Source organism: Actinomadura sp. WAC 06369, from assembly GCF_003947565.1.
GTDB lineage: Bacteria > Actinomycetota > Actinomycetes > Streptosporangiales > Streptosporangiaceae > Spirillospora > Spirillospora rifamycini.
The window spans coordinates 1-20,235 of the sequence record NZ_QHJN01000092.1 but is presented as its reverse complement, the minus strand read 5'-3'; the positions used below and the strand labels follow the sequence as shown (position 1 = coordinate 20,235).

General features: G+C 75.6%; 17 protein-coding genes. 9 read left to right on the top strand and 8 right to left on the bottom strand.

The window, feature by feature from the left end; all coding sequences use genetic code 11:
* Positions 1 to 154 precede the first annotated feature (154 nt).
* Positions 155 to 826 (top strand): TetR/AcrR family transcriptional regulator, encoded by a 672-nt coding sequence (locus tag DMH08_RS23660; RefSeq protein WP_125617783.1) that lies wholly within the window; start codon positions 155 to 157, stop codon positions 824 to 826.
* A gap of 45 nt (positions 827 to 871) precedes the next feature.
* Here the strand turns inward: DMH08_RS23660 and DMH08_RS23655 are convergent, their stop codons facing one another.
* The 5 genes from DMH08_RS23655 to DMH08_RS23635 all read right to left on the bottom strand — a co-directional run bounded on the left by DMH08_RS23655 (position 872) and on the right by DMH08_RS23635 (position 6,799).
* On the bottom strand, positions 872 to 1,930 hold the full coding sequence (locus DMH08_RS23655; protein ID WP_125617781.1) for a phosphotransferase family protein: 1,059 nt from the start codon (positions 1,928 to 1,930) through the stop codon (positions 872 to 874).
* Positions 1,927 to 3,252 carry an acyl-CoA dehydrogenase family protein gene (locus DMH08_RS23650; RefSeq protein ID WP_026401999.1) on the bottom strand — a complete coding sequence of 442 codons (1,326 nt, stop codon included), beginning with the start codon at positions 3,250 to 3,252 and terminating at the stop codon, positions 1,927 to 1,929. Before DMH08_RS23650 ends, DMH08_RS23655 begins: the two co-directional genes overlap by 4 nt.
* Positions 3,253 to 3,305: 53 nt before the next feature.
* On the bottom strand, positions 3,306 to 4,067 hold the full coding sequence (locus tag DMH08_RS23645) for an SDR family NAD(P)-dependent oxidoreductase (RefSeq protein ID WP_125617779.1): 762 nt from the start codon (positions 4,065 to 4,067) through the stop codon (positions 3,306 to 3,308).
* Positions 4,068 to 4,205: 138 nt separating this feature from the next.
* Entirely contained in the window at positions 4,206 to 5,597 is a 1,392-nt protein-coding gene (locus DMH08_RS23640) for an amidohydrolase family protein (protein ID WP_125617777.1), read from the bottom strand.
* Positions 5,594 to 6,799 carry a CoA transferase gene (locus tag DMH08_RS23635; RefSeq protein WP_034517531.1) on the bottom strand — a complete coding sequence of 402 codons (1,206 nt, stop codon included), beginning with the start codon at positions 6,797 to 6,799 and terminating at the stop codon, positions 5,594 to 5,596. Before DMH08_RS23635 ends, DMH08_RS23640 begins: the two co-directional genes overlap by 4 nt.
* A gap of 51 nt (positions 6,800 to 6,850) precedes the next feature.
* On the opposite strand from DMH08_RS23635, the gene DMH08_RS23630 reads away from it, so the two are divergent.
* From DMH08_RS23630 to DMH08_RS23610, 5 genes are all read left to right on the top strand, one after another.
* Complete coding sequence (locus tag DMH08_RS23630) at positions 6,851 to 7,873, top strand: enoyl-CoA hydratase/isomerase family protein (RefSeq protein WP_199747969.1); 1,023 nt, start codon at positions 6,851 to 6,853, stop codon at positions 7,871 to 7,873.
* Positions 7,874 to 7,991: 118 nt separating this feature from the next.
* A complete protein-coding gene (locus DMH08_RS23625; protein ID WP_125617775.1) occupies positions 7,992 to 9,047 on the top strand; it encodes an acyl-CoA dehydrogenase in 1,056 nt (351 codons plus the stop codon).
* 2 nt (positions 9,048 to 9,049) lie between these two features.
* Positions 9,050 to 10,249, top strand: a complete 1,200-nt coding sequence (locus DMH08_RS23620; protein WP_125617773.1) for an acyl-CoA dehydrogenase family protein — start codon at positions 9,050 to 9,052, stop codon at positions 10,247 to 10,249.
* Between the two features lie 95 nt (positions 10,250 to 10,344).
* Positions 10,345 to 11,637, top strand: a complete 1,293-nt coding sequence (locus tag DMH08_RS23615; protein WP_125617771.1) for a cytochrome P450 — start codon at positions 10,345 to 10,347, stop codon at positions 11,635 to 11,637.
* Complete coding sequence (locus tag DMH08_RS23610) at positions 11,634 to 11,822, top strand: ferredoxin (protein WP_026402006.1); 189 nt, start codon at positions 11,634 to 11,636, stop codon at positions 11,820 to 11,822. The genes DMH08_RS23615 and DMH08_RS23610 overlap by 4 nt, the downstream gene beginning before the upstream one ends.
* 65 nt (positions 11,823 to 11,887) lie before the next feature.
* On the opposite strand, the gene DMH08_RS23605 is transcribed toward DMH08_RS23610, so the two are convergent.
* Genes DMH08_RS23605 through acuI form a run of 3 tightly spaced genes read right to left on the bottom strand, consistent with a single transcriptional unit; the run spans position 11,888 to position 15,827 of the window.
* On the bottom strand, positions 11,888 to 13,612 hold the full coding sequence (locus DMH08_RS23605; protein ID WP_199747968.1) for a class I adenylate-forming enzyme family protein: 1,725 nt from the start codon (positions 13,610 to 13,612) through the stop codon (positions 11,888 to 11,890).
* A 27-nt stretch (positions 13,613 to 13,639) separates the two neighbouring features.
* Positions 13,640 to 14,836, bottom strand: a complete 1,197-nt coding sequence (locus DMH08_RS23600) for an FAS1-like dehydratase domain-containing protein (protein ID WP_125617769.1) — start codon at positions 14,834 to 14,836, stop codon at positions 13,640 to 13,642.
* Positions 14,837 to 14,846: 10 nt separating this feature from the next.
* On the bottom strand, positions 14,847 to 15,827 hold the full coding sequence (acuI, locus tag DMH08_RS23595; RefSeq protein WP_125617768.1) for an acrylyl-CoA reductase (NADPH): 981 nt from the start codon (positions 15,825 to 15,827) through the stop codon (positions 14,847 to 14,849).
* Positions 15,828 to 16,321: 494 nt separating this feature from the next.
* Between acuI and DMH08_RS23590 the strand changes: the two genes are divergently transcribed.
* The 3 genes from DMH08_RS23590 to DMH08_RS23580 are packed head-to-tail and all read left to right on the top strand — an operon-like array spanning position 16,322 to position 20,207.
* Positions 16,322 to 17,935: an SMP-30/gluconolactonase/LRE family protein gene (locus tag DMH08_RS23590; RefSeq protein ID WP_125617801.1), complete on the top strand. Its 1,614-nt coding sequence runs from the start codon at positions 16,322 to 16,324 to the stop codon at positions 17,933 to 17,935.
* A complete protein-coding gene (locus DMH08_RS23585; protein ID WP_026402012.1) occupies positions 17,932 to 18,780 on the top strand; it encodes an SDR family NAD(P)-dependent oxidoreductase in 849 nt (282 codons plus the stop codon). The genes DMH08_RS23590 and DMH08_RS23585 overlap by 4 nt, the downstream gene beginning before the upstream one ends.
* 56 nt (positions 18,781 to 18,836) lie before the next feature.
* Positions 18,837 to 20,207, top strand: coding sequence for an aromatic ring-hydroxylating oxygenase subunit alpha (locus DMH08_RS23580; RefSeq protein WP_125617766.1), 1,371 nt, complete (start codon positions 18,837 to 18,839; stop codon positions 20,205 to 20,207).
* Positions 20,208 to 20,235 lie beyond the last annotated feature (28 nt).

Below are 20,235 nucleotides of genomic sequence, written 5' to 3'. Positions count from 1 at the left end.
CGCCCGTCCTCCCCGCCTCGCCTTCCTCCTGTCTTCGCGCGTTCCGGTCCCGGCGCACGCCGCGTCGGGGCCGGAACGCCGCTGGCGTAGACTGAGCGACGGTTCAATCGGCTGACGGCCGGTTCGGGGTGCGCGAGGCGGCAAGGAGGGTGCGGTGGCGAAGAGGGAAGCGGCCGGCGTCACGGAGGACGGGACGGCCGCGCCGGAGCGGCTCAGCCCGCGGGAGGTGCGCCGCCGGCAGCGGATCGAGCTGAGCCGGGAGCAGATGCTGGAGACGGCCGAGGAGCTGTTCGCCGAGCGCGGCTACTACGCGACGAACCTGAAGGACGTCGCGCAGCGCTGCGAGTTCTCGGTCGGTTCGATCTACTCCTTCTTCGACAGCAAGGAGGCGCTGTACCTGGCGGTGCTGATGCGGCGGGGGCCGGGGCGGCTGGCGGAGATGAAGCGGCTCGCCGCGGCCCCGGAGCGGGCCGCCGGGGAGCGTTTCGTCGCGCTGGTCACGGCGGAGCTGGAGCACCGCCGCAAGTACCCGGCGTGGGCGCAGCTGCACGCCCAGATGACCAAGGTCGGGGGGCGGGACGTCGCCGACGTCCCGCCCGACTACAAGGACTTCCACCGCGAGACGGTGCGGATCCTGGCGGGCGTCGTCGCCGACGGGCAGGCCGACGGGACGATCCGCCCCGGCGACCCGCACGCCCTCGCGCGGATGTGCAGCGCGCTCATCGACAGCTTCACGCTCATGGACCCGATGATCAGCGACGAGCCGGCGGGCATCGGCGCCGAGGAGTTCCTGACGTTCGTCCGGGAGACCTTCACCGTCGCGTGAGCCCGTGCGGTCCCGGGGCGCGGGCCCGCGCCCCGGGACCGGCCGTCAGCCGCGGGCCGTCTCCCGCTCGGCCTTCGCCCACAGCCGCCCCGCGTAGGCGTGCAGGCCCTCGCCCATCGCGCGGTCCATCCGCCCGTCGAGCGCCCGGGCGAACGAGCCCTCGAGCAGCGCCGCCAGCCGGAAGTACGCGAGCACCTGGAACCAGCGGAAGCCGGACACGTCCCGGCCGGTGAGCGACGCCCAGTGGTCGACGAGCTCGGCCCGCCGCGGCATCCCGTCCCACGGCCGCAGCTGCGGCTCGCCGCCCGGCGGGTCGCCGTCCTCGTGCCAGGCGGTGAGGATCCACGCCAGGTCGAGGAGGGGGTCGCCGACGGCCGCCATCTCCCAGTCGACGATCGCGGCGAGCTCGGGGGCGCCGTGCCGGAACATCACGTTGGCGAACTGCAGGTCGCCGTGCACGATGCCGCGCGTCCAGGTGTCCGGCCGGTTGTCCTCGAGCCAGGCCGCGACGACGTCGACGAGCGGCGACTCGTGCTCGGCGTAGCCGTCGGTGGCGCGGTAGCCGTGCAGCATCCTCAGGTAGCGGGTGATCTGCTTCTCGAGCCATCCGTCGGTCCGGCTGAGGTCGCCGAGCCCGATCGCGTCGGGGTCCACGGCGGCGAGGGTCGCGGCGCCGGCGACGAGCTCGAACGCCAGCGTCCGGCGCCACCCGGCGTCGGTGCCGTAGGCGCCGGGCAGCTCGCCGCGCGGCATGAACCCCTCGATCTTCTCCAGGACGGAGAACGGCGCGCCGATCACCTCGGCGTCCAGGGTGCTCGCGTGCAGCCGCGGGTGCGGGACGGGCGTGCCCGCCAGCGCGGTCAGCACGCGGCTCTCCCGGGCGAACGGCTTCGCGGCCTCGGCGCCCGCGTGCCGTCCGGGCCGGCGCAGCACCAGCTCGGTGCCGTCCGCCCGGCGCATCGTGAACAGCAGGTTCTGCGCGCCGCCCCGGAGCGGCTCCAGCGACTCGACGGGGCCGTCGCCCGGCACGTCCGCGAGGCCCGGCCACGCGTTGAGCCGCGCCAGGTCGACGACGGGTCCGGCGGGCGCCGGCGACCCGGTCATCGGGCGGCTCCCGTCCCGGTCAGGCGGCCGGCGAACTTCTCGCGCGCCGCCTCGATGCGGGCGGGCAGGTGCGCGGAGCCGAACAGCCGGTCGTCCGCGGGCTCGGCGTCCTTGAGCAGCAGGCGGGCGACGACGTCCTTGTGCGCCTCGGTGGGGCCGTCGGCGACGCCCAGCACCGGCCCGGCCTGCCACATCTTCGCCAGCGGCAGCTCGTTGGACACGCCGAGCGAGCCGTGCAGGTGCATGGCCCGGTACAGGACGTCGACGAGCGTGCCGGGCGTCGCGGCCTTGACGGCGGAGATGTGCAGCCGCGCGGCCCGCGCGTCGCCCGGGTCGCCGCTCGCGTTCGCCTTGTCGACCCGCCATGCCGCGTGCAGGACCTGCAACCGGAACTGCTCGAGCTGGATCCAGGTGTCGGCGAGCGCCTGCCGGACGGCCTGCTGCCGCGACAGCGGCCCGCCGCGGGTGTCGCGGCTCGCGATCCGCTCGATCATCATCTCCATCGCGCGGCGGCACTGCCCGACCGAGCGCATCGCGTGGTGCAGCCGCCCGCCGCCGAGCCGCTTCTGCGCGATGGCGAACCCGGTGCCGGGCTCGCCGAGCAGGTTCTCGCGCGGCACCCGGCAGCCGGTGAACCGCAGGTAGCCGTGGGCGCCCTCGCCGAGGGGCTCGCCGCCGAGGCCGGTCCGGCGCACCATCTCCATTCCGGGCGTGCCGCGCGGGACGAGCAGCATCGACGACCCCCGGTGCACGGGGACGTCCGGGTCGGTGACGACCATGGCGATGACGAACGCGGCGTACGGGTAGTTCGAGGCGAACCACTTCTCGCCGTCGATCACCCACGCGTCGCCGTCGAGGACGGCCCGGCAGGTGAACGACCCCGGGTCGGCGCCGCCCGTCGGCTCCGTCATCGCGTACGTCGACACGATGCGGCCGTCCAGGAGCGGTTCGAGGTACGCGCGGCGCTGCTCCTCGTTGCCGTAGTGCGCGAGGATCTCGGCGTTGCCCGAGTCGGGCGCCTGCGTGCCGAACACCATGGGCGCCCACTGCGACCGGCCGAGGATCTCGTTGAGCAGCGCGAGCCTGACCTGGCCCATCCCCATGCCGCCGAGTTCGGGCGACAGGTGCGCCGCCCACAGCCCGCGCTCCTTCACGCGCGCCTGGAGCGGCCGGACGACCTCGTGGAAGACCTCGCTGTCGCGGTCGTAGGGTTCGTCGTTGCCCGGGAAGAGCGCGTCGATCGGCTCGATCTCGTCCCGGACGAACCGGTCCGCCCAGTCGAGTCTCTCCTGGAACTCGGGATCGGTGCTGAAATCCCACATGCCGTTCGTTCCTTTCGTCGGGTTCCGTGCCGGGCGGGCGGGGCGCGCGGCCGTCACGGGATGCCGCCGTCGACCCGCAGGGTCGCGGCGGTCGTGTAGCTGGAGGCGTCGGAGACCAGGTAGAGCGCGGCGCCGACGACCTCCGCGGGGCGGCCGATCCGCTGGAGCGCGTGCGGCCGCACGCCCTCGGCGAGCTCCGCCTCGTCCCAGCCGCGCGTCGCCCAGGTGGCGAAGGGCCCGGCCATCAGGGTGTTCACCCGGACCCGGGGGCCGAGCCCCTTGGCCAGGCCCTCGGTGAGGACGTTGAGGCCCGCCTTGGCCGCCGCGTACGGGACGATCGCCGGGCGCGGGCGGATCGACCCCGTGGAGCTGACGTTGACGATCGAGCCCCCGCCGGCCGCGGCCATCCGCTCGCCGGCGAGCACGGACAGCCGGAACGGCCCCTTGAGGTTGAGGTTCATCACCGAGTCGAACATCTTCTCGGTGACGTCGGCGAGCGAGTCGTAGACCGGCGACATGCCCGCGTTGTTCACCAGCGCGTCGAGCCGCCCGAACCGGTCGTAGACGGCGTCGACCAGCCCGGGCAGCCGGTCCCAGCGCCCGATGTGGACGCCGTACGGCAGCGCCGAGCGCCCGGTCTCCGCCTCGATCTCCGCGGCGACCGCGGTGCAGGCGCCGAGGTCCCGGCTGGCGATGACGACGTCGGCGCCGCAGCGGGCGGCGCCGAACGCCATCTCCCGGCCCAGGCCCCGGCTGCCGCCGGTGACCAGGACGACCCTTCCGGTCAGGTCGAACAGTTCGTCCGCGAAGCCCATCCCCGTCCCTTCGCCCGGCCGCCGCCGCGGCCGTCCGTAGTCACGTTCTCGTAATGAAGAATGACGTTCTTGTAAAGTTAGAGCATAACTAGCCACAGAGGGAAGGGTGGAGTTCGGAAGCGGGTGCGGAGGAGGGCGTCAGCCCGCCCAGACCTCGCGCACGGCGCCGGACGCGAGCGACCCGAGGGCGTCCCGGAGCGGCGCGTGCAGGAGGACCAGGTCGGCGGGCGCGCCCGCGCGGACGCGGCGCGGCGCCCCGCCCGGCTCGCCGGGCGGGGCGAGGTAGGCGCGCAGCGCCGCCGCCGGATCGATCGCCTCGCCCGCCCCGAGGACGGCCCCGGACCGCGTGCGGCGCCGGACGGCCGCGTCCATGACGGCCCACGGGTCGGCGGGCCCGTACGGGGCGTCGCTCGACAGCCCGACCGGGACGCCCGCCGCGAGGAGGCCCGCGCACCGGTACAGGTCCGGGCGGTCGGCGGCGGGGACGTCGCGGAGGTAGTCGTCGCCGCGGTCGGCGATGAACCCCGGCTGGGTCACCACGCGCAGCCCCCGCGCGGCGAGCCCGTCCGCCGTCTCGGCCGGGACGAGCGCGGCGTGCTCGATGCGGTCGCCCGGCCGCGTGCCCGCCTCGTCGAACGCGGCCAGCAGCAGGAACAGGGCCTCGCGGGTGACGCAGTGGACGGCGACCGCGCGCCCCGCCGCGTGCGCGCGCCCGATCCGCGCGACGAGGCCGTCCAGCGGCGGCAGCCCGGAGTCCGCGAGGACGATCTTGTACGGGCCGGTGGTGACGCGCGGGGGGAGCGGCTCGGCCGGGCCCTCCGGCGGGACGCCCAGGAGGTGGACGCGCTGGGGGAGCGCGCCGCCGCGGACGGCCGCCCCGATCGCGGCGAGCGCGGTCCCGTCCAGGTCGGGGGTCGCGTCGGTGACGGCGGTGACGCCCCAGCGCAGCAGCCGCGCGCCGACCCCCGCGAGGTCGGCGGGCGGCGCGGGCGGCAGCCGGCCGCGGAGCCAGGCGTCCGCCCGCCACAGCCGTCCGGTCGGCGCCCCGTCCGCGCCGCGCTCGATGCCCGGATGGCCGCCCGCCGCGAGGCCCGCCGCGCGCACGGCGGCGGAGTTCAGCGTCCACAGCGCGCCGCTCCGGTGCTGGAGCCGGACGGGACGGTCGGCGCGGAACGCGTCGAGGCCCGCGGCGTCGAGGTGCCCGGCGACGCCCTCGGCGTAGCCCGTCCCGCGGATCCAGCCGTGCGCGTCGGGCGCCGCGCCGCGCAGCGCCGCGGCGAGCCCGTCCGGCGCGGTGACGTGCGGCGGCCCGCAGGGCACCGACCGCTCGGCGGCGGCCATGGCGTGCAGGTGCAGGTGGTGGTCGCACAGCCCGGGCAGCAGCGCCCCGCCGCCGCACTCGACCGTCCGCTCGCCGGCCCGCCGCACCAGCCCGGCGCCGACCTCGGCGATCCTGCCGTCCGCGACCCGGACGTCCGCGCGCACCCGCCCGTCGACCTCCGCGTCCCGCAGCAGCAGGGGGCCGGTCACGGAACGGGGATCCCGAGTTCGCGGAGGACTTCGGCGGTGTCCCGTCCCGGTTCGGGCGCCGTGCCGTCGACGCGGCGGCGGACCGGCTCGGCGACGGGCACGAGCGGGCCCGTTCCAGTGTCGAGGGCCCAGCCGTCGCCGTGCCGGACGGCGGCCGCGGGCTCCCCGGGGTCGCCGGGGTCGAGCGTCGCCGCGACCACGTCGGACATGGCGACGTCCCACAGCACGCCCCCGCCGCCCGGCGGCGCCGAGGCGGCCAGCGCGGCGGCGGTGAGCCCGGTGAGCGGGTCGGCGATCGCGTCGCCGCAGAACAGCGGCGTCCCGTCCGGCTCGCGGCGGACCAGCCCGGCCGCGGCGGCCACGTCGTCGCCGAAGCCGACGCGGTCGGCGTCCCGCCCGTACGCGGTGATCGACACCCAGGTCGTCCCGGCGGCGACGGCGGCGTCCGCGTCCAGGCCGAACCGGGCGAGCGCGCGCGGCCGGGACGCCTCGACGACGATGTCGGCCGCGTCCACCAGCGCCGCCATGGCGTCCCGTCCCGCGGCCGTGCCGGGATCGAGGACGACCGAGCGGTGGCCCGCGTGCAGCAGCCGGTAGAACTCCGGGTCGCCGCGGCGGGCGCCGTCCGGGCGCGACGGGGTCTCGACCTTCACGACCCGGGCGCCCGCGAGGCCGAGCAGGTGCGCGCACAGCGGTCCCGCCCACAGCGCGCTGAAGTCGACCACGAGCAGGCCCTCGACGGGGCGCGGCGGCAGCGGCGCCGGAACGCGCGGGCGGCGGCGCGCCGCCCCGACGGGCCCGGCCGCGACACCGAGCAGCCCGGCGCGCTCCGCCAGTTCGGCGCCGGTGTGCGCGCGCAGCCACGCGGCCACGGCGGGCCACGGGTCCGGTCCGGTCTCCGCGCCGATCATCGCGCCGAGCAGCGCGGGGTCGTCGGGGCGGGCGCAGGAGACGGCGGCCCACCCGTCGGCGGTCGGCAGCAGGCGGCAGGCGCCGCCCGCCGACACCGTGCCGCCGCGCCGGTGCCCGGTGAAGGCGGCGCGCTCGGCCAGCAGCCGGGGGCCGTCCACCGGCACCGGCAGCGTCTCCGCGAGTTCCCGGGCCGCCGCGGCGCCGCGTCCCGGCGGCACCAGGGGCGGGCCGTCCGGGCGGCCGGTCAGCGCGACCACGCCGCTCGCCGCCCACTCGGCCCGCACGGACATGGGCCGACGATACACTCTGCGGCCCGACGCGCCCCGACCGGAGGGAGACCCGTGATCGTCTCGATCGAGGACCTCGCCGACGGCGCGGCGGACGCGCCGACGCTCGGCCCGGACGGCGCCCCGTGCGACCCGCTCGTGGCCGTCGACCTGGCGGGCGGCGGCTCCCCGGCGCTGCTCGCACGGGCGGTGCGCGCGGCGCGCGGAAGCGACCGGCTCCTCGTCGGGCTGGGCGACGCCGACCCGGCGCTCGCCCGGGCGCTGGACCTCACCCTCACCGCCGCCGCCGGCGCGGGGCGCGAGAGCGTGGCGGCCGCCGACCCGGGGGAGCGGCTCGCGGCGATCGGCCGGGCCGTCGCGGCGAACCCGCGGGCCGCGCTGGTGTTGCGCGAGGTGCTGCGGGCGACCGAGGGCCTGCCGGTGCCCGCGGCCCTGGACGTCGAGTCGTTCGCCTACTCGACCCTGCTCGGCGGGGCGGAGTTCGCGCGGTGGCTCGCGGCCCGCGGCCCGCGCCCGCTCCCGCCGGAGGCCGCCGAGCCGGTCCTCGTCGACCGCGCGGGCGACGTCCTGCACATCACGCTGAACCGGCCGGAGCGCCGCAACGCCTACGGGCGGCAGGTACGCGACGCCTTGGTGGACGCCCTGCGGGTGGCGCTGCTCGACGACGGGGTCGCGCGGGTCGTCCTCGACGGGGCGGGGCCCGCGTTCTGCTCCGGCGGCGACCTCGACGAGTTCGGCACCGCCCCCGATCCCGCGACCGCCCACCACGTCCGGACCCGCGCCGGAGCCGGACGCCCGCTGCACCGGCTCGCGGCCCGCACCGAGGCCCGGGTGCACGGCGCCTGCGTGGGCGCGGGCGTCGAGCTGCCCGCGTTCGCGGGCCGCGTCGTCGCCCGTCCGGACGCCGTCTTCCGCCTGCCGGAGCTCGCGATGGGGCTGATCCCGGGCGCGGGCGGGACGGTGAGCGTGCCGCGCCGGATCGGCCGGCACCGCGCCCTGTACCTGGCGCTCACCGGCGCGGCGCTCGACGCCCGCACCGCCCTGGCGTGGGGGCTGGTGGACGAGATCTCCGCGTAGCGGGGGACCGGCCGCCCCTCACGGAGGGTTGCTCTGGCTAAGTGAGAACACTAATCTCGCTATCGAGAACATCGATGTCGGAGTGTGCTCCTCCGGCCCGACGTGGGGGTGGCGCCTGGTGGACCTGGCCTTCACCGATGACCAGGAGGCCCTGCGCGCGAGCCTCCGCGACTTCTTCGACAGCGAATCGCCCCCGGCCGTGGTGCGCGCCGCCGAACCGCTCGGGTTCGACCCCGACCTGTGGCGCAAGGTCGTGGAGATGGGCCTGCCCGCCGTCCCCGTCCCGGCCGGCCTGGGCGGGGGCGGGGCCGGACTGCTGGAGCTCGCCGTCGCGGCCGAGTGCCTGGGCCGGACGCTGGCGCCGGTCCCGCTGGTCGAGGCCGCCGCCGCGACCGCCCTGCTGGCCGAGGCCGCGCCGGACCACCCGTGGACGGCGCGCGCCGTCGCGGGCGACCTCCTGCCGACCCTCGCGCTGCGGCCGGCGGCCGGCGGCGTCGCCCGGCTCGTCCCCGCCGGGGCGGTGGCCGACGTGGTGGTCGCGCTGCGCGACGGGGCGCTCGTCGCGACCCGGGCGCCCGGCCCGGACGGCGCGGCGCCCGCACGGGACCGGGCCGTCCCGAACCTCGGCTCCATGCCGATCGCCGACCTTCCCTTGGACGGCGGCGAGACGGTCGTCCTCGCGGAGGGCCCGGCCGCCGCGGCCGCGCACGCCGGCGCCGTCCGCCGCTGGGAGGCGCTGACCGGCGCGGCCCTGACCGGCCTCGCCGCCCGCGTGCTCGAACTCGGCGTCGAGTACGTGCTGGAGCGCCGGGCCTTCGGCATCCTCATCGGCGGCTTCCAGACGGTCCAGCACCGGCTGGCCGACGACGCGACGGCGCTGGAGGGCGCGCGGCTGCTCGCCTACAAGGCCGCCTGGGCGCACGACGCCGGGACGCCGGACGCCGGCGAGCTGGCGACGATGGCGCTGCTGTTCGCGGCCGACACCGCGTACGCCGCGGCGGCCGACAGCCTGCACATGCACGGCGGCTACGGCTACACCCTCGAGTACGACGTGCAGCTGTACTTCCGGCGCGCGAAGGCGTGGCCGCTCGTGGCGGGCGACCGCCGCGCGGCCTACGCGGGCCTGCCGCGCCGCCTCTTCGGCGCGGCGTCCCCGACCACGGCAGGGGTGTGACGATGGACTTCCGCGAATCCGACGAGCTGGCCGAGCACCGCGCCGCCGCCCGCGCCTGGGTCGAGGCGAACGTCCGCCCCGAGTGGGCCGGCGAGCAGCGCCGCAGCGGCTGCCACCAGACGATGGAGCTGCACGCGCGGTTCGCGCGCGACGGCATCCTCGCCGCCGGGTGGCCCGCCGAGTACGGCGGCGGCGACGTCGACCCGGACTACGCGCGCGCCGTCTTCGAGGAGTGCGCCCGCGCGGGCCTGCACTTCGACGGGTGGGCGACGACGTCGATGGTGCTGCACACGATCCTGCACGTCGGGACCGAGGAGCAGAAGCGCCGCTACCTGCCCGGCGCGCTGCGCGGCGAGATCCTCGTCGCGCTCGGCTACAGCGAGCCCGACTCCGGGTCGGACGTGGCCGCCGCGAAGACGACGGCGGTCCGCGACGGCGACGCGTGGGTCGTCGACGGCCAGAAGATGTTCACCAGCACCGCGCAGGTCTGCAGCCACGTGTTCGTCCTGGCCCGGACGAACCCGGACGCGGCCAAGCACGCCGGGCTGTCGCTGCTGCTGGTCCCGACGGACGCCCCCGGGTTCGAGTGCCGGCCGATCCGCACGCTCGGCGGCCAGGTCACCAACGCGACGTTCTACACCGGCGTGCGCGTCCCCGGCACCGCCCTGATCGGCGAGGTCGACCGGGGCTGGGACGTCATGCGGGTGGCGCTGGTGTACGAGCGGGGCGTCGGCGGGCCCGCGTCCGTGGACCACGCGATCGCCGCCGACCTCGCCGCGTGGGCGCGCGACGCGCGCCGCCCCGACGGGACGCCCGTCCTGGACGACCCGCTGGTCGCCGAGCGGATCGGCCGGATCGCCGTCGAGGAGGAGGTGTCCCGGCTGCTGGGCGGCTGGATGGACTGGCACGCAGCGAAGGGCGGCGTCCCGGGCCCCGAGGGGTCCATGCGGAAGCTGTACTGGAGCGAGTCCGGCCAGCGCCACCTCGCCGACGCGCTGGACGTCCTGGGCGCCGAGGGCCTGCTGGCGCCCGGCGCGCCGGACGCCCCGGCGGGCGGGGCGTTCGAGCGGGAGTTCCGGGCCGCCACGGTCACCACCATCTACGGCGGGGCCAGCGAGGTGCTCCGCGACATCATCGCCGAGCGGCACCTCGGCCTGCCGCGCAGCCGTCCGCAGGTCAGGCCCGCCCGGCCGCCCGCGTGACCCGCCCGCGCGGGGCACGGCACCGCGCGGGCGTCCGACCCTTCCACCTCCGGAGGCCGCGACCGGCCTCCGTCTCGCGAACAGGAGCCGATCCGATGGCGGACGACCTCGACAGAGCCGACTTCTTCCGGGGCGGCGCGCTCAACGTCGACCCCTACCCCTACTTCGACGCCCTGCGCGGCAAGTGCCCGGTGCACCGCGAGCCCAACCACGGCGTGATGATGGTGACCGGGTACGACGAGGCCGTCGAGGTGCTGCACGACTCCGAGACGTTCTCCTCGTGCCTCTCGGTGACCGGCCCGTTCCCGGGCTTCCCCGTCCCGCTGGAGGGCGACGACGTCACCGCGCTGATCGAGGAGCACCGCGACGAGCTGCCGATGAGCGACCAGCTCCCCACGCTGGACCCGCCCGTCCACACCGCGCACCGCAGCCTGCTGATGAAGCTGCTCACCCCGAAGCGCCTCAAGGAGAACGAGGAGCAGATGGAGCGGCTGGCCGACGGCCTGCTCGACACGTGGCTCGCCGGGACGGAGGGCGAGTTCATCCGCGGGTTCGCCGGGCCGTTCACCCTGCTCGTCATCGCCGACCTCCTCGGCGTCCCGGACGCGGACCTGCCGGAGTTCCGGGCCCAGTTCGACCTCCAGGAGAACACCGGCACGATCGGCGGCACCGACGACGGGGGCCTCGCGCACACGCCGCTGGCGTTCCTGTACGAGCGCTTCGCCGCCTACATCGAGGACCGCCGCCGGGAGCCGCGCGGCGACGTGCTCACCGGCATCGCCGCCGCGACGTTCCCGGACGGCTCGGTCCCCGAGCCCATCGAGTCGGCGCGGGTCGCCGCGAACCTGTTCGCGGCCGGGCAGGAGACGACCGTCCGGCTGCTGGGCTCCGCGCTCAAGGTGATCGCCGAACGCCCCGACGTGCAGGCGTGGCTGCGCGAGGACCGCTCGCGCATCCAGAACTTCGTCGAGGAGACGCTGCGCCACGAGAGCCCCATCAAGGGCGACTTCCGGCTGTCGCGCGTCCCCACCACGGTCGGCGGCGTCGACATCCCGGCCGGGACGACCGTCATGGTGGTGAACGGGGGAGTGAACCGCGACCCCCGCAAGTTCGAGGACCCCGGGAGGTTCGACCCGGCCCGCGCGAACGCCCGCCACCACGTGGCGTTCGGGCGCGGCATCCACACCTGCCCCGGCGCGCCGCTCGCCCGGGCCGAGGCGCGCGCCGCCATCGAGCGGATCCTGGACCGCACGTCCGACATCCGCGTCTCCGAGAAGAAGCACGGCCCCGCGGACGAGCGCAGGTACAAGTACGTCCCGACCTACATCCTCCGCGGGCTCACCAGCCTGTACCTGGAGTTCACGCCGAAGGAGGGCGGGAGCCGATGAAGGTCACGATCGACGAGGACCGCTGCGCGGGGCACGGCGTCTGCTGCTCCACGTGCCCGGAGGTCTTCGACCTCGGCGACGACGGGTACGCCGTGGTGCGCGTGCCGGAGGTCCCCGCCGAGCACGAGGAGCGGGTGCACGCGGCCGTCCGCAACTGCCCGGAACGCGCGATCACGGCCGAGTGACGGGGCGCGGAGGCGCACGGCGGGAGGCCGGCTCCGGGCATCGGAGCCGGCCTCTGGCCGGGGTTTCAGGTCCGGGCGTCCAGCCGGTCCGCCGCGAGTTTCCGCAGGTCGCCGGTCTTGACCTTGGAGCTTCCGGTGAGGGGGATCTCGTCCTCGGCGAAGAACAGCACGTGGCGCGGCACCTTGTAGCTCGCCAGGCTCTCCCGCAGGAAGGCGCGCAGCGCGGCGGCGTCGCGGGGCGCGCCGTCGCGCGGGACGACGCAGCCGACGACGACCTCGCCGAGGGTCTCGTGCGGGACGCCGACGGTGTGCGCCGCCTTGACCGCGGGGTGCGCGGCGAGCGCGGCGTCGACCTCGCGCGGCGAGACGTTGGCGCCGCCGGTCTTGATGACGTCGGTGAGCCGGCCCGTCCAGTGCAGCCGGCCCTCGCCGTCCAGGCGGCCGCCGTCGCCGGTGTGGAAGAACCCCTCCGCGTCGAGCGTCTCGTCGAGGGGCGCGCCGAGGTACCCGAGCATCAGCGTGGGGCCCTTGACGCAGATCTCGCCGCGCTCGCCGCGGGGGACGACCGCGCCGGTGAGCGGGTCGACGATCTTGACGGTGTTGCCCGGGAGCGGCACCCCGCTGCTGCCCGCGTGGACGTCCTCCGGCGTCTCCGCCGGATAGGCCGTCGTGATCGTGAACGTCTCGGTGTTGCCGTAGGCGCGGCCCGGCTCGGACCAGCGCGACGACACCGTCGGGTGCTTCGCGAGCGGGGTGCCGCGGTCCACGAACCGCAGGCTCCTCAGGTCGGCGCCGGCGTAGCCGGGGGCGCTCTCGAGCTGCGCCCACTGGTGCGGCCAGGCCAGCGGCAGCGTCACCCGTTCCGCCTGCATCAGCGCGAGCGCCTCGGCGGGGTCGAACGTCGGCTGCAGGACGAGCGAGCCGCCCGCGGCCAGGGTCGTCCCGATCGCCATGCCGAAGTTGCCGGACCAGAAGAACCCGTTCGCCGTCCAGGTGCGCACCTCGTCGTCCGGACCGACGCCGTACATCCGCCGGAACCGCCAGAGCTGGACGGCGATGCCGCGGTGGGCGCTCACGATGCCCTTCGGGCGGCTCGTGGAACCGGACGAGAAGAACAGCGCGGCGGTGTCGCTCGGCAGCACCGCGTCCGCCGCCGCCTCCAGCGCCCCGCGCGGCTCGGCGGCCCCGCGCGCCAGGAAGGCGTCCCAGCCCTCGATGCCCGGCGGGGCCTCGCCGACCGCGGCGACGTGCCGAAGGTAGGGGTACCGCGCCGACCGCAGCGGCGCCGCCTCCGCGCCGATGCCGGGTTCCAGCCCGGTGAGGACGGCCGCGAAGTCGCGCTTCGCGGCCGTCCGCTCGAACAGCAGGACCGAGACGCCGGACGCCCGGAGCAGGTGGTCCAGCTCGGGCGGCGTCGAGAACGTGCTGAGCGGGACGGCCACGCCCCCGGCGAGCGACGTGCCGAACACGGCCGCGAGCCACTCGGCGCGGTTCGTCATCAGGACCCCGACGCGGCCGTCCTTGCCCAGGCCGCACGCCCGCAGGGCGCGCGCCACGCCGAGCGAGCGCTCCCACAGGTCGGTGTAGGTCCAGCGGACGGCGTCCGCGCCGGCGTGCGTGCCGGGGCCCGCGCCGGTGCGCATGACGAGCGCTTCGCGCTCGCCGTACCGGGACGTCGTCTCGCGGAGGAACCCGGGCAGGGTGAGCGGCCCGAGGCCGGGTTCGGAGTCGAGCGGCGGCCCCGACGCGAGGGAGGGCATCGGGGGAGGGGAGGGGGTCTGGGCGCCCATCGGCGATCTCCTTGACGCGGCAGGGGACTAGAGCGGGAGCTCGACCTCGGCGGTGCAGGTCACCAGCACGGAACCCTCCTGGTTCGTGAGGCGCAGGTCGACCCGGACGAGCGGCATCCCCCACGCCGTGTCCGTGTCCTTCCCGCTGACCTCGGCGTCGAGGTACGTCACGTCGCCCTCGAAGGCGGGGCCGCGGAAGTCGGCCTTGGAGTGCCGGACCATGCCGTCGGTCCCGGCCCAGTAGGCGAGGTAGTCGGTGCACCAGGCGCCCATCGTGGCGCCGTAGCCGTAGGCGCGCGCCATGCCGACCTCGCCGGCCCGTTCGGCGTCGATGTGCCCGCGGGACGGCCCGACGTACAGCCCGTCGCGCTTGCGCGGGTCGATCCGGGCGCCCTCCTCGTCGAACGCGAAGTCCTCGCCCCAGCCCGGGTCCTGGTGGACCCACGGGTCGTCGACGCCGTCGGGCGCGACCCAGTGGAACGTCCCCCAGATGTTGAACAGGAAGGCGCGGTACTCGGTGGTGAAGGACGCGATGCTGTGCGGCCCGATGACGCGGCGCGGCAGCCGGTCGCCGACCTCGACCTCGTCGAACCGCGGGGAGGCGCCCGCGCGGTTCGACATCAGCCAGTCGTGCCGGATCTTCGCGATCTCGTCGAGTTCCGCCCGCGTCCAGCTCTTCACCGGACCGAGCCGGTCCTCGTACATGCCGCGCCGCCGCGCCTCCTCGTACAGGTAGCGGATCGCGGTGGACCGCTCGCGGGCCACCAGGGCGCCGTGCTGGTTGGTGTGGACGGTGTCGCCGCGGGAGAACATCGTCGGCCCGGCGAACTTCGTCTCGGCGACCTTGTAGTCGTGGAAGCGGCGTTCCTGGAAGAGCGTGTCGCCGGGCCGCACGGGGGTGCCGTAGAACCACCACTCCTCGCCGCCGAAGATGAGGTGGCTGCCGGGGATGCGGCCCACGCACGCGGGCGCCGCGCCGTGCCCGTAGTCCAGCGCGACCGCCATCGACTGCGGCGCGACGAGCCCGCCGAACCTCGACGCGCGGGCGAACTCCTCGTCCCAGTGCAGCGGGTTGGGGTAGTCCATCGCCATGGCCCAGCGGCGGATGTCGGACGCGCCGCACGGCTCCCACAGCTGCCCGCCGCCGATCGGCTGCCCGACGCGGTGCGCCACGTCGGACAGGTCGAGCCCGGGGGTCCCGGACCCGTTCGGATTCGTGCTCATCACCGCTCCCTCACCGGTTGACGTCGACGACGATGCGGCCGCGGACCCGCCGTTCGAGGAACCGGCCGGCCGCGGCGACGGCCTCGCCGAGCGCGATCTCCTCGGTCATGGCGTCCAGCGCGTCCGGGTCCAGGTCGCGCGCCAGGCGGTCCCATGCCGCCGTGCGCCGCGCGCGGGGCGCCGACACGCTGTCGATGCCGAGCAGCGACACGCCCCGCAGGATGAAGGGGGCGACGGAGGCGGGGAAGTCCATGCCCTGGGCGAGCCCGCACGCGGCGACGGCGCCGTCCCGGCGGGTCTGCGCGCAGGCGTTGGCGAGCGTGCGGCTGCCCAGGGTGTCGACGACGCCCGCCCAGCGCTCCTTCTGCAGCGGCCTGCCCGGACCGGCGAGGCCGGCGGCGTCCACGACGGTGTCCGCGCCGAGCCGCCGCAGGTAGCCGGCCTCCGCCGCCTTCCCGGTGGACGCGGCCACGGTGAACCCGGCCCGCGCGAGCAGCGCGATCGCGACGCCGCCGACGCCGCCCGTCGCGCCCGTCACCAGCACCTCGCCCTCGCCGGGACGCACGCCGCGGTCGAGCAGGGCGGCCACGCACAGGCTCGCGGTGTACCCGGCCGTGCCGATCGCCATGGCCTGCCGGGAGCCGAACACGGCGGGCAGCGGGACGAGCCAGTCGCCGTTCACGCGGGCCTTCTGGGCGAGCCCGCCCCAGTGGCTCTCGCCGGCGCCCCACCCGTTGAGGACGACGCGGTCGCCCTCCTTCCAGTCCGGGTGGGCGCTCTCGGCGACGGTGCCCGCGAGGTCGATGCCGGGCACCATCGGCCACGCGCGCACGACGGGGGAGGCGCCGGTGATGGCGAGCGCGTCCTTGTAGTTGAGCGTGGAGTATTCGACGTCGACGCGGACATCGCCGTCCGGCAGGTCGGCCTCGTCGAGGCGCGTCACTTGGGCCCGGGGAGAGCCGTCTTCGGTGATCAGGATCGCCGAGAACATTGGCGAAACCGTCCTTCCTGAAAGCCGCGAGAAAACGGACGCGCCGGGACCGTTCGCCCCGCCCGGCCCGCTTCACGGGCCGTTGACCTGGCCGGAGGCGGCTCCGGGCAGGAAATCGAAAAGGACGCCGCGGATGTGCGGCCGGTGGTGCGCGGGCAGCGATGCGCGGCCGGTGAACGCCGTTCCGGCGTTTCGCCGCGGCCGCCGCGAAGCGGGATCGGCCGGTTCTCCGCCGTGCGTTTCCACGGCGGTCACCGGCGCCGGTCGGTGCCGATTCCTCGTAGCAAGAACATCATTCTCGTCAAGTGAGCATGAGGCTTGCACGGTCCGGATCCGCCGTCAACCCCCGTTGTGCGGCTCGCGCCGGGCGGACACCGGGCGGTCCGGCGACGGAGTGGAAGGACGGTTCTCGCATCTTGAGAGGAGTCTTGTGATCAGTGAGGGCAAGCGTTACATTCCTTGCAAGTATTGATAGCTCGGGAGGGGCCATCGTGATGCGAGAGGCGCGCTATACGGGCGCGGCACCGACCGGCCTCGCGGACGGGTGGAGCCTCGAACGGCTCTGCCCGCCCAGCCGGCTGTTCGGCGCGAACGGCCTGCGCACCGGCCCGGACGGCCGCGTGTACGTGGCCCAGGTCGCGGGGAGCCGGATCAGCGCGCTCGACGTCGACTCCGGCGCGCTGGAGACCGTCAGCGCGCAGGGCTCGGAGATCGTCGCGCCCGACGACGTCGCCTTCGACGCCGCCGGCGACCTCTACGCCACCGAGTACTACGACGGGCGGGTGAGCGTGCGCGGCGCGGACGGCCGCACCCGCGTGCTCCGCGACGACCTGCCGGGCGCGAACGGCATCACCTTCCACCGGGGGCGGCTGTTCGTCGACGAGTGCCGGGTCGGCGGCCGCCTGCTGGAACTCGACCTGAACGGCGGCGCCCCCCGCGTGCTGCTGGAGAACCTGCCGATGCCCAACGCCATGGAGGCCGGGCCCGACGGCCTGCTGTACTACCCGGTGCTGGGGTCGAACGACATATGGCGCGTCGACCCGGACGGCGGGGAGCCCGAGCGGGTCGCGGGGGACCTGGGCGTCCCGGACGCGGTCAAGTTCGACGCCGAGGGCCGCATCGTGTCGACGCAGGCCGCAACCGGGGAGGTCCTGCGGATCGACCCCCGCACCGGCGAGCGCACCGTCCTGGCGGCGCTCGATCCCGGCCTGGACAACCTGGCGTTCGCGGGCGACCGGCTGTTCGTCTCGAGCTTCACCGGCCGGATCACCGAGATCCTCGGCCCGGGCCGCACCAGGGACGTGCTGCCCGGCGGCCTGACCTGGCCGCTGGACCTGACGGTCGGCCCCGACGGCACCCTCTACGTCGCCGACGGCACCTACGTCTACGGCCTCCGGCCGGGCGGGGAGCCCGCGGTCCTCGGCATGCTCTTCAGCCCCGGCTGGCCCGGCTACGTCCGCGGGATCGGCGCGGTCGGCGGCGGCGCGGTCGTCGTCACCACATCCAACGGCCAGATCGCCCGGTGGGACCCCGCCCGCGCCGAGCACCGGGTGCTGGCGGGGGAGGACGACCCGTTCGACCGGCTCTACGGCGTGGCGGTCGCGCCGGACGGCGCCGTCGTCGCGGCCGAACTCGGCACCGGCCGCGTCGTGTCGGTGCGGGACGGGGAGGTGACGACCCTCGCGTCGGGCCTGGACCGGCCGATGGGCGTCGCGTTCCGCGCGGACGGCGCCTGCCTGGTCTCCGAGTCCGGCGCCGGGCGCGTCGTCGCGATCACCGGCTCCGGCACCGCCACCGTGGCGGACGGCCTGGCCGAGCCGCAGGGCGTCCTGGTCCGCGGCGGGACCCTCACCGTCGTCGACGCGGGCGCGAAATCGCTGGTCGAGATCGACCCGGACACCGGGACCCGCACCGTGATCGCCCGCGACCTGCCGGTGGGCGCCCCGCTCGGCGCGCCCCCCAAGCCCCTCAAGGGGCTGATGCCGTTCTCCGGTCCGCAGGGCCTCTTCGCGGGCATCGCCGCGGGACCGGACGGCGCCCTCTACGTCTCCGGCGACGCCGAGGGCAGCGTCCTCGCACTTCGACGGGAAGGCCGAACCGAGTCATGACGTCCCACGACTTCCTGGGCCTGGACGGCCGCGTCGTCATCGTGTCCGGCGCGGGCGGCGGCGGCATCGGCACCGCGGTGGCCCGGCTGGCGGCCCGCGCCGGCGCCACCGTCGTCGCGGTGAGCCGCTCCCCGGAGAACCTCGAGAAGCACGTCGGGCCGCTCGCCGCGGCGGGGCTCCCGGTCGTGCCGGTCGCCGCCGACGCCTCCACCGACGAGGGCGTCGCCGCCGCGATGGAGGCGGCGGTGAAGGCGCCGGGCGAGCTGTACGGGCTGGTCAACGTCGCGGGCGGCGCCGCCCCGGAGACGTGGATGCGCGCGACCCGCGTCACCCGCGAGGACTGGCGGGCGCTGTTCGCGCAGAACCTCGAGACGATGTTCTTCATGAGCCGCGCGGTCGCCGCGGAGCTGCGCGCGCAGGGCCGCCCCGGCTCGATCGTGTCGATCTCGTCCATCAGCGGCATGAACACCGCGCCCTACCACGTCGGCTACGGCACGGCGAAGGCGGCGCTGGTCGCGGCGACCCGCACGATGGCCGTCGAGCTGGCCCTGGACGGCGTCCGGGTGAACGCCGTCGCGCCCGGCGTGACCGAGACGCCCGCGTCCGGCACCTACGTCGACGAGGACCCGGAGCGCGACCGCCGCGCCATCGCGATGGGGCGGCGCGGCCGCCCGGAGGAGCAGGCCGGGCCGATCCTCTTCCTGCTGTCGGACCTGTCGAGCTACATCACCGGGCAGACGATCCTCGTGGACGGCGGCCTGAACCTCAAGTGGAGCCACCTGGCCGCCGACAACACCACGCTCTTCCTCAAGGACGAGTCGTTCCGCGCGGCCATCACGCAGTAGCCGGGCCGCGTCGCCCGCCCACCCCCGAGCATCTCCTGACGGAGTTGGAGCACGTCATGAGCGAAACCCTCGAGAACACCCGGGCACCGGCCGAGCCGCTGTCGGAGCCCATGACGATCGGCGTGGAGGCGTACGTCTCCGAGGAGTACGCGCGGGCCGAGGGCGACCGGCTGTGGGCCAAGGTGTGGCAGCAGGCCGCCCGCGTCGAGGAGCTGCCCGAGGTCGGCGACTGGCTCACCTACGACATCCTCGACGACTCGGTCATCGTGGTCCGCACCGCGAAGGACCGGTTCCGCGCGTACCACAACGTCTGCTCGCACCGGGGGCGGCGGCTCGTCGACGTCCCGCCGGGCGCGCACGACGCCCGGGGCCGCGGCCGGGGGTTCGTCTGCGGCTTCCACGGCTGGCGCTACGACCTCGACGGCGCGTGCACGCACGTCCCCGAGCGGGGGGACTGGCCGTGCGGGCTGACCGACGAGCGGATCGCCCTGCGCCGGGTGAACATCGACACCTGGGGCGGCTGGCTCTGGATCAACCTGGACCCGGACTGCGAGCCGCTGCGCGACTACCTGGAGCCCGCCGCGACCCTGCTGGACCCGTTCCGGCTCGAGAACATGCGGTACCGGTGGCGGCGCTGGCTGGTCTTCGACTGCAACTGGAAGGTCGCTTTCGAGGCGTTCATGGAGACGTACCACGTCCCCTACACCCACCCGGAGTTCATGGAGTTCGGCGGCTTCCTCGGCTGGGCCAGGTCGCACGGCAGGCACAGCAACATCGGCTACGACGCGCCCAAGAACATGGACGAGAACCAGGGCAAGGTCCGGCTCGGCTCCGGCGACGACCCGCGCAAGGCGACGGCCGACCTGCAGAACTTCACCTGGGAGAACGCCAACACCAACACCACCTGGACGCTCGTGCAGGCGGCCCGCGAGCTGGTCGACGACGTCCCGGAGGGCACCCCGGGCCCCGAGGTGCTGCGGCACTGGCTGGATTCGGCCCGCCGCAAGGACGCCGAGCGCGGCGTGATCTGGCCGACCGTCCCGCCGGAGGCCGTGGCGAAGGCAGGCACCGCCTGGCAGATCTTCCCGAACTTCCAGATCGGGCACGCGCCGAACAACATGCTCTGCTACCGGTTCCGGCCGTACGGCCACGACCCGGACAAGTGCATCTTCGAGGCCGCCGTCTACGAGCTGTTCCCGCCCGGCGAGGAGCCGGAGACCGAGTGGGTCCACACCCCGGAGGACGACCCGGGATGGCGGACCGTCCTGCCGCAGGACTTCTCGAACATGGCCGCCGTCCAGAAGGGCCTGAAGTCGCGCGGCTTCACCGGCCCGAAGCCCAACCCGTACCGCGAGCGCAGCGTCGTGAACCTGCACCACAACCTCGCGAAGTACATGGGGACGGGCGAACCGCGCGACCTCGCCTGACCCGCCGCCCCAGACCCGAGACCCGAGC

Bases quoted from the DNA above. Each gene is read 5' to 3' on its own strand.
- DMH08_RS23615 (WP_125617771.1), top strand. From the start codon at position 10,345: ATGGCGGACGACCTCGACAGAGCCGACTTCTTCCGGGGCGGCGCGCTC.
- acuI (WP_125617768.1), bottom strand. From the start codon at position 15,827: ATGTTCTCGGCGATCCTGATCACCGAAGACGGCTCTCCCCGGGCCCAA.
- DMH08_RS23650 (WP_026401999.1), bottom strand. From the start codon at position 3,252: ATGTGGGATTTCAGCACCGATCCCGAGTTCCAGGAGAGACTCGACTGG.
- DMH08_RS23585 (WP_026402012.1), top strand. From the start codon at position 17,932: ATGACGTCCCACGACTTCCTGGGCCTGGACGGCCGCGTCGTCATCGTG.
- DMH08_RS23610 (WP_026402006.1), top strand. From the start codon at position 11,634: ATGAAGGTCACGATCGACGAGGACCGCTGCGCGGGGCACGGCGTCTGC.
- DMH08_RS23590 (WP_125617801.1), top strand. From the start codon at position 16,322: ATGCGAGAGGCGCGCTATACGGGCGCGGCACCGACCGGCCTCGCGGAC.
- DMH08_RS23600 (WP_125617769.1), bottom strand. From the start codon at position 14,836: ATGAGCACGAATCCGAACGGGTCCGGGACCCCCGGGCTCGACCTGTCC.
- DMH08_RS23605 (WP_199747968.1), bottom strand. From the start codon at position 13,612: ATGGGCGCCCAGACCCCCTCCCCTCCCCCGATGCCCTCCCTCGCGTCG.
- DMH08_RS23645 (WP_125617779.1), bottom strand. From the start codon at position 4,067: ATGGGCTTCGCGGACGAACTGTTCGACCTGACCGGAAGGGTCGTCCTG.
- DMH08_RS23635 (WP_034517531.1), bottom strand. From the start codon at position 6,799: ATGTCCGTGCGGGCCGAGTGGGCGGCGAGCGGCGTGGTCGCGCTGACC.
- DMH08_RS23655 (WP_125617781.1), bottom strand. From the start codon at position 1,930: ATGACCGGGTCGCCGGCGCCCGCCGGACCCGTCGTCGACCTGGCGCGG.
- DMH08_RS23620 (WP_125617773.1), top strand. From the start codon at position 9,050: ATGGACTTCCGCGAATCCGACGAGCTGGCCGAGCACCGCGCCGCCGCC.
- DMH08_RS23580 (WP_125617766.1), top strand. From the start codon at position 18,837: ATGAGCGAAACCCTCGAGAACACCCGGGCACCGGCCGAGCCGCTGTCG.